Consider the following 13,859-nt stretch of genomic DNA (forward strand, 5'->3'; position numbering starts at 1 on the left):
TTTTATTGGTTGAATATCAAGTTTGACTGTGGATTTTCACACCGGCTTAAAGGGCTGCACTCTGTCGCAAACCGCGCCAAGCAAAGGTTTGTCGTGGGAGATCACCAGCAGGGTCAACTGTTTATCACCGGCAATCTGCAGCAGTTGTTGCCAAAGCCTTTGCTGACTCAGCATATCCAGCTGGGCCGTGATTTCATCACAGATAAGCAGCCGGGTTTCCGGCGCCACAGCCCTTAGAATATTGAGCCTTTGCAGCTCACCGCCGGAAAGGCCGCCGGGGCGTGATGCCAGCCAGCGCCTGAGTTCGGACTCGGCCACGCCGAGCATGGGCAAGAGATGAGCATAATCACGCCCCTGCCAACTCTCATTCAAGGATTGCGCCAGGGTCAACCTTGGGTTGAACGCCTGCTCCGGCTGCTGAATAACCCACTGAATGGGTGAAGGTCGGCCGCGAACCTGCCTGAGCGCCTGACTGCACTCAAGCTTTCCCGCCGCAAGCGGCATCAAGCCTGTGAGTATCGCCGCCATGGTGGACTTGCCGCAGCCACTGTCACCCCAGATCCCGAGAATTTCGGCGTGATTAATGGCTATATCAGGCAGCTCAATCACCTTGTGGCCCCGATAAGCCAAACCGCCACTAAGCGAGAGCAGCGGCGATAATGATGCAGAAGGCAAAAGCGCGCTTTCAAGCTCCAAAGCAGAGCCGGATTGAGCCGGTTTTGTTTGCAAAGAACTTAGACTCATGCGCGCCTCCGACAAGGCGAGTTGTTGAAACTCTCCAGGCTGTCACCATGGGGCTTTTGTTGACTAGCAGGTTGACTAGCGGGTTGGCCAGTGGATTGACTGGCAGACTGGTTATCGAGTCGGCTATTAAGTTGACTCTTGGGCTCGCTCTTTGGTTCAGCATCAGCCAAGCGACAGCTGCCTGCCGGCCAGTTTTCCGGCAATGCCGCCAGCAAGGTGTGACTATAGCAACCGTCACTATAGCAGCCGTCACTCTCACATTCATCTCCCGGCTTATGCCCGGCAATACTCGCCCGCAGACTGGCGCTATCCGTCACCTCGGCGAGCCGGCCGCGGCGCAGCAGATACAACTCGGCATCCAAGGCCAGCACGGCCCTGAGGTTATGGCTGATAACCAGCACCGCCTTGGGGCCGGCATCTAATCCCAATCGTAGCTGCAAGGCGCCGCTGGCAAAGTCGCTGAGTAAGGCGTAAAGCTCAGTGGCAGCAAGCTCATCCAGACCGCAACAAGGCTCATCGGCCAGCAATAGATCCGGCGCTTGCAATAGGGCCTGGGCCAATAATACCCGTCGGGCCATACCGCCGGAGAGCATGGGGGGATAAGCCGCCAGGATCTCCGCTGTAATACCCAGCTCGTCATACAGAGCCTGCCGGTAAGGGAGCATGGCATCATCACAGTACCAGTCGAGCAATTCGCTTATCTTAATGTTGGCGTCCAGCACCTGGGTACTCTGAGCGCAGAGCGCCGTCTTTTGTGGCCGCATCAAATCAGCGCATTGCATGGCTATGCCCTTTGGCAAACTGCCCATGATAGCCAGCGCCAGCAAGCTCTTACCGGCGCCGCTCTCACCGAGCACTGCGGTAACCTGTCCTGGAACCACCTCAATATTGAGCCCATCCAGCAAGGTTCTGCCACTGCTATCCTTGAGCGTTAAATCTGTCACTTGGGTATGAATGGCGACGACGGGTTTAACATCGCTTGAGGAAAGTAAATCACCTTTAGATCTCAAGGCATTGGTGCCCGGTAACTTAGGCGCAGCCATACCATCTCTGGCAAACTGGATCAGATTTTCGGCAAGCTTTGACAGCAGCAAAACAAAGCTCAGCAGCAAGATCCCGGGAAACAGCGCCAGCCACCATTGGCCAAGCAAGAGATAGCGATTGGCCTCAGCCAGCAGTTCGCCCATGGAGGGCGCGTTGCTGTCGAGGCCAAAGCCAAGAAAGCTCAGCGCCGCGACATGGAGCAAGGCGTGCGGAAACAAGTTGAGCCCGCCAATCAGCCACTGTGGCATGATGTGAGGCCATAAATGGCGCATGCGGGTGCTGAATCTGGAACCGCCAAACCCCAGAGCCAGACTGACATAAGGCTGAGCCAGGATTTCATCCATTTCCAGTAAGAGTAAACGTGTCAGTCTCGGCCAATGACTCAAAGCCAGGGCCGCTATCACCCCATACTCCTGTCCGCCGAAGGCCAGCGCCAGCAAGATCAGCAGCAACAGATGTGGCAGTGACATACAGAGATCGCAGCAAAGCAATACAGCTTGACGCCACTTGGAGCCGGTTTGCGCCAGCAAGGCCAGCAGCAGTGCCAGCGAGCTGCTGAGCAGTACCGCCAGTGCGCCTATCCACAGACTTTTGAGCATAGCCGCGCCGCTACGCTCGGCCATATCGCGCCCAAGCCAATCCGTCCCCATGAGATGAGTCCAGGATGGCCCCTGACTCTTGGCCAGCAGGTTAAGCTCACTGGCATGGTTGCCAAATAGCAGGCATAGTGCCGTCAGCAACAGAAGTCCGCACATCGGCCAAAACCAGATGGCGACGCGACTGCCATCCTTGGCCTGAAGGCTTTTCAAATAGAGTCTTAAACCGCCCATCATGCCTGTACTCCAGAGGCATGAGCCGAAAGTCCACTGAGCCTGCCGCGCTGCAATCTGGCGCTGATAAGCTCGGCGGCCAGGTTACCGCAAAACACAAACAGCGCAGAAAACAGGGTGATCCCCATCAGCAAGGGCGCATCGTTGCCGAGTCCTGCCTTGACCAAGGCACTACCGAGTCCGGGGAAGTTGAACACGGTTTCGGCGAGAATAGAGCCGCCAAACAGCTCGGCAAAAGAAGCAAAGTGCAGCACTATCGCGGGCTTTAGACTATTGGCAAAGATATGCTTCTTGAATACCGCCAGACGACCTTTGCCGTGACTTTGGGCATATCCCACATATTCGCTGTGGTAGAGATCCAGCACCTTTTCCCGGGTGTGCAGCACCAAGGGCGAGAGCTGGCTCAGCGTCAGGACAGTCAACGGCAAAGCGAGGTGCAACAACATACTGCCAAGGCTCTGCTCGGTAAAACTCAGCCCCAGCGGCGCAGCGCAGCACACGGGCGTCCAGGCCAGAGTGACAGAGAACAGGCTTATCATGATCATCGCCAACCAAAATGACGGAATGCTCGAAAGCAGCCAGGCAAAGCGTCGCAGCCAGCGATCGCAGAAACTCCCTTCGGTGATGGCACACAGTAGCCCCAGGCCATAACCAAGCAGCAGAGCCAACCCCCAGGAGAGCGCCATCAACAGCAAGGATAGCGGCAAGCGCTCGGCAATCACTTCGGAAACGCTCTGGCGAAACACCAGGCTCTGGCCCAGATCGCCACTCAGCAGAGCGGAAAAGTAACTGCTGATCTGCTGCCAAAGTCCTGTGTCCAACCCCAGCTCGCGGATCATCTGGGTGCGCTGGGCATCGGATACCGCCAGCAGATTACCGCCCAGGTAGTGAATTAAGGGATCGAGCGGCGACAAGGACAAGAGCACAAAGGCCAGCAAACAAGCAAACAGCAATAGCAGCGCCAGCCGCAGAGACCGCAAAAAAGCCCCCTGCCAGCAGACTGAAGACCAGTTTTGAGGTGCTATCGGCTTGTTGGCAGACAACATTGGTTTCATGGACATTGCCAGCGCCACTGGTTGATATTATTGGTGATCGGCCAGCCATGACCGTGAGGTTCCACCAAGGGTTGCCCCAAATCGAGACAAGGGTTGGCGGCATAGAGATGCTGCAGATTCACCAGCCAGCTCCAGGGCACGTCCCGACTTATCTGTTGCTGTGCCTGTTGCCAGAATGCAATCGCAGTTTCGACAGAGTCGGCCTCGCGAGCCTTTTCCAGCGCCTTATCGACCAGCGGGTTTTGATAGTAGCCGGAGTTGAAATAACCTTTGCCGGCATTGCGACTGTCGTAGATAAGCGCCATTTCATTGGCCGAAAGGCTGCCAAAACCAAAGAGCACCGGCGCCTGATGCATCACCCGATAGATATTTTCCCAGCTGTCCGCCTTGGGCTCCAGCTGGAATCCGGCCATTCTGGCCATCTGGGCACTGGCCAGCGCCAACTGCTCACGTATGCTGTCACCGGCCAGATAGTAGAGCGGGAATGTCAGCCGTTGCCCATCCTTTTCGCGAATGCCGTCCGCGCCAAGCAACCAACCGGCGTTGGCCAAGAGTTCTGACGCTTTCAGTAAACGCTGCTTCATCTGCCAATCAGCCCAACCTGGAGCCGCGCCGCCCCATGGCAAGTCATCAGCAATTGACCAGGCCGCTCTTGCGTAGCCCCCCAGCAGATTATCAACCAGTTGCTGGCGGTCGATGACCATATCGAAGGCTTGGCGCACCGCCAGTTCACTGGTGACCGGGTTATCTTCCGCTCGCATCGGCCAGGCAATGCCGCGGTTATCGACACTGGTTTGTGACCACAGGCGATAATTGCCCTGCGCCATCAAAGCATCGGCATATCTGGGCGCCAGCGCCGAGAGCTGCAATTGCCCGGTCCTGAGCATGGCAAAACGACTGTCTTCGTCGGCAAAGACGATGACCAATTTGTCGAAATAGGGTTTTTTCAGCAGCGGATGGTCGGGATCGGCACTCTGATATTTGGGGTTGGCTTCCAGGATCAGCTGCTGCCCCTTATCCCAGCGGCGCATTTTATAAGGCCCCGAGCCTATGGGATGCTGACCATAATCCGGGCCGTAACTGTCGCTCGGCACTATCGCGAGCTCAGCCAAGGTATCGATAAAGCCAATATCTGCTTGCTTAAGGGTGAATTCGACTTGCAGTTCAGACTTTTGTTCCACCTTGACCAAATTGGACAAGTCCTGCATACCGGCCGCTTTGCTGGCCTGCTCAAAAGTAAAGGCGACATCTTCTGAGTTAAGCGAACTGCCATCGCTGAAGACCAGATTGGGCCTCAAGGTTACTGTCCACTTGAGCCTGTCGGGGCTCAAGGTCCAATCGCTGGCGATATCACCGATAAACTCACCGCCACCAGAGCGGCGCAACAGGGCAGATTGAATGAGCGGATTATTGTAGCGCCCCCAACCTAGGATGGGGTCAAAGCCACCATCGGGCTCCGCGCCCAGCACCATGACCAAAGGCTCCGGGATAGCTTTCGCTATCAATTGGAAAGGCAAAGCTGCCGTCAACAGAGTAAACAGCACCAGTCCCATAGTTGATGTTGTCGACCTGAATACATGTTTTGACTGTGCAAGTTTCTCTAACCTTTGCAGATTGGAGCGGCAAATGGGTTTGCTCTTGGAATTGATATAAGCAGATGAAAACAACACCTGAAACTCCCGAACCTGGCTAAAATTTTAGACTCGTTGACGGATATGATGGCGGTTCCGTGGCAAAGTGATATTAGCTTGTATGTTGGTTTGCCAAGGAGAAGATCGCAATTCAAGTTCAGTGCATAACCAGATTATTTGAGCCGAACCGGAATTATTTATATAAGCTACAGATCCGGCCAATGGATACAGCAGGAAATGATAAAGCTCGCGTAATTGCTTAACTAGGCTTGTTTATTAAACGCCCACAAAGCATTTTCAGTGTTATGTTCGACTGGAACCTAACGCTACCCGCCGATGTTACTTATTTATTTTTAGTAACACTACCCCGATTCCTCTCAGTGTGACAGCACAAAAAACAGACAAAGATAAAAAGTTTGCGGTAGATCACACCCATTGAAAATGGAAAAGGACATTTTGTGGCAAAGCTTGTGTAAGCTCTACTAACCAATAGTGTTTTTCTGAAGAAACAGTCATGACAGATGAGACTCAACGTTTTACCGTATCCCTACCCCAATCACTGTTTGAAGAGATAGAAAATGATAGCCGCGAGCGAGGCTATCAATCCCGTTCAGAATATATTCGCGATCTGTTTCGCGACAGGATAGTTGATAAGCAATGGAACAACAGCAAAGAGGATGTTGTAGGTGTACTGACCTTGGTTTTCGATCATCATCAGAGAGGTTTGTCAGAAAAGCTGATTGAAATCCAGCACAATCATTTAGTACACGTGCTCTGCAGTACCCATGTCCACGTAGACCATCATAGGTGCCTGGAAACCATTATCCTCAAAGGTCAGGCTTTTGAAGTGAATAAGTTGGTCAATCAAATAGCAGCACTGAAAGGGGTTAATCTCGCGCGTTTAAGTCGTGCCGGAATTATCTGATATTGCATAGCGCCCACTGTCAAGCACACCTTCTTGTATTGCCTGCAAAGTCATTGCCATAAGCCACTATCCTGCTATGGCAATGACCGCATGAGACGCAAGTCTTAATGCAAATGCTGACGTTAAGTTCCTTGGTACTCCAAACCTATGTTGAACTCAATAGATAGACGGCATGCCTTCCGGGCGGGTACGCAGCACCTTAAGAAACCACATATATTGCTCGGGATAGGCGGTAATCACCTGCTCCACGGCCTTGTTTAATGCAATGGCCTCATTTTCCTTACCTTGCATCGACTCGGGGGCAATCGCCGGCATAACCGTCAAGCGAAAACACCTGGCTTGGTCGTCATAGCCAATTTTCACCGGCATCACCTGGGCGTTACCTGCCTGCGCCAAGCGGCCAACCACAGGCAAAGTAGCCTTGACTGTTCCTAAAAATGGCGCAAATACGCTCTGCTCCGGTCCCAAGTCTTCATCCGGCAGATAGAAGAAACTGTTGCCCTGTTTCAGCTCAGCCAACAAGGCCCGGATCCCGGCTTCACGCATATAGATATTGCCGCCTTGCGAGCTACGCATACGGTTATTGAACCAGTTGAACAATTCATTTCGATGCGCTTTGGCCATGGACACCATGGGCAAGTCCAAATTAAGTCTCAGACCGGCATACTCTATGCCCCAAACATGAGGCATGATAAAGATAATCGGCTGCCCGGCTTCACGGGCAGCCGCGATATGTTCTTCACCCTCGACCAGCACTCTTTTGCGAATATAAGCGCTTGGCATCAAAATCAGCTCAGATTGAGCCAGCAGCGTCATTACAAAAGCTTCGGTATTGCGTTCCAGCAACTGCTCGATTTCCAACTCACTCTTATCGGGGAAACAGGCTTTAAGGTTGGCTCTGGCTACACTTATCGGTTTATGGGCGACACGTTTAACCAAACGCGACAACCCGCGGGCAATAGGATCTCTAATGAGAGCCGGCAAGAGACCAAACAAAACCAGTACGCCAATCGCCAACCAACTACCCCAAAATCTGGGGTGCAGCAATGACCAACGGAAGCGCCTATCGAAGTATTTGCCTTTCTTAGGCTTGGAAGGTGTATTTGACAAGGTTTAACCCCTGGGTTTAATCCCAATGCAATGCCAAACCAGGCATTAAAAATGCGACACAACAGGGTAGAAGCACTTTCTATAGACACAAACAGGGAAGCCACCCACAGGAGCGGCTTCCCTGTTCTAAATTACTGACCGAGCAGTTATTTGCCTTTGTTAGCGGCTTCTACGCGACTCTTCAGTTTCTGTCCCGGACGGAATGTCACCACCCGACGGGCAGAAATTGGGATATCCTGACCTGTTTTGGGATTCCTTCCCGGTCTTTGATTCTTATCCCTAAGGTCAAAGTTGCCAAAGCCAGATAACTTGACCTGCTCACCATTTTCAAGCGCGGTTCGGATCTCTTCGAAAAACGCTTCAACCATCTCTTTTGCTACCCGCTTGTTAATGCCAAGCGTTTCAAAAAGATGCTCTGCCATTTCGGCCTTGGTAAGTGCCATACTTTAATCCCTCAACGATGCGTTGAACTCGGACTTGAGCGCAGAAACCACTGTATCAACCATCTCAGCAATCTCTTTTTCCTCAAGTGTACGAGCGTTATCTTGTAACGTAAGTGCGATCGCCAGACTCTTTTTGCCCTGCTCTACACCTTTACCTCGGTATACATCGAACAAGTTTAAGCCAACCAACTGATTTTCGCCAACTTTTCTTATCAGCGTCATCACTTCACCTGCGGCGACTTCTTCATCAACCACTATGGCGATATCGCGGCGATTGGCTGGAAACTTAGATACAGCCTGGGCTTGCGGCAATTTAGCCTGCAATAAAGCGTCCAATTCCAGCTCAAATACTATGGTTTTGCCATTCAGCCCAAAAGGCTTTTCGAGGCTGGGATGGACAGCACCTATATAGCCTATGACCCGATCATTTCTCAATATTTCAGCACATTGCCCCGGATGCATAGCCGGATGCTGCGCTCCTTTAAAACTAAATTCAGCTTCGGAAACTGTCAAGCCAATAATGGCTTCTAAATCACCTTTAAGATCGAAGAAATCAACGGTTTTCGACTCCATGCTCCAGTGTTCATCACTCTGAGGGCCGGCGATCACCGCGCCCAGCATGGTCTGTTGTCTTACGCCGGATTCTGCTTGTGCATCAGGAATAAAGCGTAAACCTGTCTCAAACAGGCGTACACGAGCCTGCTGACGAGCCTGGTTGTAACCCACGGCATTCAGCAATCCAGTGAACATGGACAGACGCATGGCCGACATTTCACTGGAAATCGGGTTAGGTAATACCATAGCTTCGCTTTCGGGGTGAACCAGTTTTTGCAACTTGGGATCCACAAAGCTGTAGGTGACGGCTTCCTGGAAACCCCGTGCCACCAACAAAGCTCTTACCCGGCTCAATTTCAGATCCGCTTCTTTATGATCTGTCATAAAGAGGCGCGCCAGTGGCGCCGTATTGGGGATATTGTTATAGCCGTATATGCGGGCAACTTCTTCGATAAGGTCTTCTTCAATTGCCATGTCGAAACGGTAAGTGGCGGTTTTCACCTGCCAGTCACTGCCCTGGTTTTCAACCTGGAAGCCCAAGCGGGTCAGAATTTGTTCAACATCTGTGTCATCGATATGATGTCCGAGCAATTTATCCAGTTTGCTGCGACGCAGTTTAATGTCGACAGCCTTTGGCAGATGCGCTTCGCTCTTGGCCTCAACCACAGGACCGGCTTCGCCGCCACAGATATCCAGCACCAAACGGGTGGCTCTATCCATAGCCTTATGCTGCAGCTCTGGGTCAACGCCGCGTTCAAAACGATGCGAAGAGTCGGTATGCAGTCCAAGACGACGGGCCTTGCCCATGATAGCCAGCGGCGCGAAGAACGCACACTCAAGCATGATATCGCGGGTTTGCTCGCTGACACCGGAAGCCTCACCACCGAAGACACCGGCCAGGGCCAATGCCTGGCTGTTATCGGCAATCACCAACGTATCTGCCGGTACGGTAATTTCGTTGCCATCGAGCAGAGTCAGTTTCTCTTCACCATTACCCAGGCGTACCTTGATGCCGCCGTCAATCTTATCCAGATCAAAAGCATGCATCGGCTGGCCGAACTCAACCAACACATAGTTGGTGATATCCACGATAGGATCTATCGAGCGAATACCGCTGCGGCGCAGTTTTTCCACCATCCAGTCAGGCGTTTGCGCCTTGACATTGACATTGCTGACCACCCGGCCCAAATATCTTGGGCAAGCTTCCGGGTTAGCGACCTCTATTTCAACTGTACGCTCACTACTGACGTTGGCAGCTTCCCAGCTTGGCTCGGTCACGTTAAGACGGTTGAGCACGCCCACTTCGCGGGCCAGTCCCACCATACCCAGGCAATCGGCGCGGTTGGCGGTCAGATCCACATCGATAATCACGTCATTGAGCTGCAGATATTCGCGAATGTCTGTACCAATAGGCGCGTCCAGCGGCAGCTCAATAATGCCGTCGCTTTCTATCTCTATGCCCAGCTCGCCATAAGAGCACAGCATGCCATGTGAAGGCTGTCCACGCAGTTTGGCTTTCTTGATTTTGAAGTCACCGGGCAGCACGGCACCGACAACGGCCACAGCAACCTTGAGTCCCTGACGGCAGTTAGGGGCACCGCAAACAATATCCAGCAGTTCTTCGCCACCGACATTGACCTTGGTGACCCTTAGCTTGTCGGCATCCGGGTGTTGACCACATTCAACCACTTCACCCACTACCACGCCGGAAAAGTCACCGGCAACGGCAATGACGTCGTCCACTTCCAGGCCGGCCATGGTGATTTGATGAGTTAATTCGTCACGGCTAATCGCAGGGTTAACCCACTCACGAAGCCAGGATTCGCTGAATTTCATAATACTAAAGCTCCGTTATTTGAATTGCTTGAGAAAACGCAGGTCGTTTTCGAAGAAGGCACGCAGGTCGTTGACACCATAGCGCAACATGGCCAGACGCTCGACACCCATACCAAAAGCAAAACCGGAGTATTTATCAGGATCGACTCCCACACCACGGAGCACATTGGGGTGCACCATGCCGCAACCGAGCACTTCCAGCCAACCATTCTTGCCTTTTACATCCACTTCGGCAGACGGCTCAGTAAAGGGGAAGTATGAAGGACGGAAACGTATCTCCAAATCCTCTTCAAAGAAATTACGCAAGAAGTCGTGCAAAATGCCTTTCAGTTCGGCAAAGTTTACATTCTCGTCCACCAGCAGACCTTCCACTTGATGGAACATTGGCGTGTGGGTCATATCATAGTCATTACGATAGACACGGCCGGGAGAGATGATTCGCAACGGCGGCTTTTCCACTTCCATGGTGCGAATTTGCACCCCTGAAGTCTGGGTACGCAACACTAACTTGGGATTGAAGTAGAAAGTATCATGATCAGCCCGGGCTGGATGATGCTCAGGAATATTCAGAGCATCGAAGTTATGATAATCATCTTCGATTTCCGGCCCCTGTACGACACTAAAGCCCAACTCACCAAAAAAGCTTTCAATTCGTTCTATGGTACGGGTGACCGGATGTAAACCACCGTTGTCCAGACGACGTCCCGGCAGGGTAACATCGATTTTCTCTGTCTGGAGCTTCTGCTCCAACTCGGCGGCTTTCAGCCCTTCAATGCGCTGATTAAGGAACTGCTGTACCTTTTGCTTGGCTTCGTTGACCTTCTGGCCGAAGGCGGGCTTTTCTTGTGGACTCAGGGTCGCCATCAACTTCATCATGTCGGTGATCTTGCCCTTCTTGCCAAGATAATCGACGCGGATGTCATCAAGGATTTTCAGATCACTGGCCCCTTCGATGGCGGCTAAGGCCTGTTCTACGATCTCAGTTAACTGCTGCATCTTCTCTTCCAGTGCATGCCGGCCCGTAGGCGGCGATTTTGGTGTCTGTTTGAATTAAAACAGTAAAAGAGTGGAATTTTACGTTAGCCACGGGTCTTTGACCAGTGGCGTGAGGTATTTTAGCAAATGAATTGCCTAGAAAAAGTGCTTTTTTTAAACATTGATGTCTTGAGCCGGACGAGCAGTAGTGCCCGAGAATAAAAAGTCGCCAATAAAGCCGGAAAACCACAGTACCCAGACGCGTCTGTGATAAGCTCGCCCCATGGTCAATTCCTCTTCGCAAGTCAGTGTCAACAGATAGTAAAAAGCCAGCAACTCAGAAAGCGACGACAAACACTCAGGCAGAAGATACCGCCAAGACCGGCATTCGCCTACGTGATTATCAGCAGCAAGCCGTAGATGCTGCGGTACGTTATTTCCGCGCTCAATCAGGCTCGGCTGTTATAGTGCTGCCCACTGGCGCCGGTAAGAGTTTGGTGATTGCTGAACTGGCTCGCATCGCCAAAGGCAAGGTACTGGTACTGACTCATGTCAAAGAGCTGGTCGCCCAAAACGCCGAAAAAGTTGCCCTATTAACCGATGAAGCCAGTATCTACTCGGCCGGCCTGAGGCAAAAGCTCACCCAAGGCAAAACCGTTGTCGCCAGCGTGCAATCCGCCGGGCGCAACCTGGAAGCCTTTGACAGCCACTACTCCCTGGTGGTCATAGACGAGTGTCACAGAGTGAGCCTTGAGCAGGACAGCCAGTATCAGCAACTGCTTGAACACCTCAAATCCCATAACCCCAAACTTAAGCTGCTGGGGTTGACGGCCACCCCTTATCGCCTTGGACTGGGTTTTATTTATCGCCGCCACTATCACGGCCGGGTCGGTAATCCCGACCGAGGGATTTTCGATGACTGCATCTTTGAGTTGCCCTTAAGGCCCCTAATTAAACAAGGCTATCTGACGCCGCCCAGGCTTTACGATGGCCTGAGCGCTCAGTATGACTTCAGCAGCCTGCCGAGTAACAGCAATGGGGAGTACCATGAGGCTAAGGTCGATGCCCTGCTCAGTCACAGTGGCCGCGCGACCAAGGCCATTGTTAACCAACTAAGGCAACTGGCCAACACCCGCAAGGGAGTGATTATTTTTGCCGCCACTGTGCGTCACGCCGAAGAAGTGTTAACGCTGCTGGCTGACGAACAGGCAGCGCTCATCACAGCGACCACTGAGATGCAACAAAGGGATGCCATCATCCGTGCCTTTAAGGCTCAGGAACTTAAGTTTCTGGTCAATGTGGCCGTGCTCACAACCGGGTTTGATGCGCCCCATGTGGACCTTATTGCCATCATGCGGCCCACGGCATCTGTGAGCCTGTTTCAACAGATGGTTGGCCGCGGCCTGAGGCTGGCCGAAGGCAAACAGGACTGCCTGGTCATAGATTATGCCGCCAGCGGCTTTGACCTGTTCTATCCCGAGGTTGGCACTCCCAAGCCCGCTGCAAACTCGGTGCCGGTACAGGTTCCCTGCCCCGAGTGCGGTTTTGCCAATATCTTCTGGGGCAAGACGGATGAGGATGGCGACATCATCGAGCACTTCGGCCGCCGCTGCCAGGGACTGTTACAGGACAATAGTCAATGCAGTTATCGCTATCGCTCCAAGTCATGCCCGGATTGCGGCGCCGAAAACGATATCGCCGCCAAGATTTGCCACCAGTGCCAATCGACTCTGGTCGACCCGGACAAACGCCTCAAAGAGGTGTTGTCAAAACAGCATCACCACCTGTTCAAGGTGCAGCAAATGTTGCTGCACGCCGAAGAGGGGCGCCTAAGAGTTCAGTATCTGGATTATGACGGCAATGACTTCAACCAGTATTTTAAAATGGAAACCAGTGCTCAACGCCGGGCACTGTTTGCTTGTTTTATCCATCCCCACAGTAAAACTCCTGGGCTGAAACTGCCGAAATACAGTCAACCACAACAACTGGTCGATGACGCGGCGCGGTTTCGGGCACCGGATATGCTGCTGCTGAAAAAACAAGCGCGACGCTGGGATTTATTACAATCTTTCTTTGATTATCAAGGCAGGTTTCAAACCGAAAAATCATTCTTGGGATCAAGCAACTTAGCATAGGCCTTTAAGCTGTGGTATAACTGCTGCAAATCAAGTCCATGGGAGTCAATATGTTTGTAGTTATTTTCGGTCGTCCAGGTTGCCCATATTGTGTACGTGCAGTGCAACTTTCTGAGCAACTAGCAGAAAAACGTGATGATTTCAAGTTTAAGTATGTCGATATTCACGCCGAAGGCATCACCAAGGCCGACCTGGAAAAAACCGTAGGCAAGCCGGTTGAGACTGTGCCACAGATCTTTGTCGACAAAGAGCACGTTGGCGGCTGCACAGAGTTTGAAGCCTACGTCAGAGAAAACAACCTGCTTTAATCCAAGTTAAACTTCTCCATCAAGGACGATACCTTTTGTGCTCAATAGAAACGGTATCGTCCTGCATCCAACCTTGTCTGCCTCAACCCTACCTCGATCGAACAACACTTCAACAGCCAAACCGTTAAGCCAACCCACTGCGAGTGACCCCGCGATTATGTATGCCCGTTTCGTTACACAGGGTGTTGTCAGTATGTTCCTTACCAAGGAGTAGATAGACACCAATTTTGTTTTTAAAGCACTCTCAAGCGCTATAAATCTCGACATC

Annotated in this window: 11 protein-coding genes; 3 read left to right on the plus strand and 8 right to left on the minus strand. The window is 52.3% G+C overall.

What is annotated here, in order from left to right:
• Positions 1–36: 36 nt before the first annotated feature.
• The 4 genes from WKR14_RS11155 to WKR14_RS11170 are packed head-to-tail and all read right to left on the minus strand — an operon-like array spanning position 37 to position 5,226.
• Complete coding sequence (locus WKR14_RS11155; protein WP_286995436.1) at positions 37–744, minus strand: ATP-binding cassette domain-containing protein; 708 nt, start codon at positions 742–744, stop codon at positions 37–39.
• Positions 741–2,621 (minus strand): ABC transporter permease subunit, encoded by a 1,881-nt coding sequence (locus tag WKR14_RS11160; RefSeq protein WP_339086136.1) that lies wholly within the window; start codon positions 2,619–2,621, stop codon positions 741–743. Before WKR14_RS11160 ends, WKR14_RS11155 begins: the two co-directional genes overlap by 4 nt.
• Positions 2,618–3,679, minus strand: a complete 1,062-nt coding sequence (locus tag WKR14_RS11165) for an ABC transporter permease (protein ID WP_226563994.1) — start codon at positions 3,677–3,679, stop codon at positions 2,618–2,620. The genes WKR14_RS11160 and WKR14_RS11165 overlap by 4 nt, the downstream gene beginning before the upstream one ends.
• Positions 3,670–5,226: an ABC transporter substrate-binding protein gene (locus WKR14_RS11170; protein WP_101056290.1), complete on the minus strand. Its 1,557-nt coding sequence runs from the start codon at positions 5,224–5,226 to the stop codon at positions 3,670–3,672. Before WKR14_RS11170 ends, WKR14_RS11165 begins: the two co-directional genes overlap by 10 nt.
• A 592-nt stretch (positions 5,227–5,818) precedes the next feature.
• Here WKR14_RS11170 and nikR point away from each other — a divergent pair.
• Positions 5,819–6,229 (plus strand): nickel-responsive transcriptional regulator NikR, encoded by a 411-nt coding sequence (gene nikR / locus WKR14_RS11175; protein WP_101056289.1) that lies wholly within the window; start codon positions 5,819–5,821, stop codon positions 6,227–6,229.
• Positions 6,230–6,385: 156 nt separating this feature from the next.
• Here nikR and lpxM read toward each other — a convergent pair whose 3' ends face one another.
• The 4 genes from lpxM to pheS all read right to left on the minus strand — a co-directional run bounded on the left by lpxM (position 6,386) and on the right by pheS (position 11,169).
• Positions 6,386–7,339, minus strand: a complete 954-nt coding sequence (gene lpxM, locus WKR14_RS11180; protein ID WP_101056288.1) for a lauroyl-Kdo(2)-lipid IV(A) myristoyltransferase — start codon at positions 7,337–7,339, stop codon at positions 6,386–6,388.
• Positions 7,340–7,485: 146 nt separating this feature from the next.
• Positions 7,486–7,782: an integration host factor subunit alpha gene (ihfA, locus tag WKR14_RS11185; RefSeq protein WP_025009628.1), complete on the minus strand. Its 297-nt coding sequence runs from the start codon at positions 7,780–7,782 to the stop codon at positions 7,486–7,488.
• A gap of 3 nt (positions 7,783–7,785) precedes the next feature.
• Positions 7,786–10,173: a phenylalanine--tRNA ligase subunit beta gene (gene pheT, locus WKR14_RS11190; protein WP_101056287.1), complete on the minus strand. Its 2,388-nt coding sequence runs from the start codon at positions 10,171–10,173 to the stop codon at positions 7,786–7,788.
• A 15-nt stretch (positions 10,174–10,188) separates the two neighbouring features.
• The gene (gene pheS, locus WKR14_RS11195) at positions 10,189–11,169 is read right to left on the minus strand and encodes a phenylalanine--tRNA ligase subunit alpha (RefSeq protein ID WP_101056286.1); all 981 of its coding nucleotides are present in this window, start codon (positions 11,167–11,169) and stop codon (positions 10,189–10,191) included.
• 365 nt (positions 11,170–11,534) lie between these two features.
• Between pheS and WKR14_RS11200 the strand changes: the two genes are divergently transcribed.
• Together WKR14_RS11200 and WKR14_RS11205 are read left to right on the plus strand one after the other, a co-directional pair.
• Positions 11,535–13,283, plus strand: coding sequence for a DEAD/DEAH box helicase (locus WKR14_RS11200; protein WP_286996758.1), 1,749 nt, complete (start codon positions 11,535–11,537; stop codon positions 13,281–13,283).
• A 50-nt stretch (positions 13,284–13,333) separates the two neighbouring features.
• A complete protein-coding gene (locus WKR14_RS11205) occupies positions 13,334–13,591 on the plus strand; it encodes a GrxA family glutaredoxin (protein WP_025009626.1) in 258 nt (85 codons plus the stop codon).
• Positions 13,592–13,859 lie beyond the last annotated feature (268 nt).

Origin of the sequence: Shewanella chilikensis (genome assembly GCF_037953065.1) — a bacterium.
Lineage (GTDB): Bacteria > Pseudomonadota > Gammaproteobacteria > Enterobacterales > Shewanellaceae > Shewanella > Shewanella chilikensis.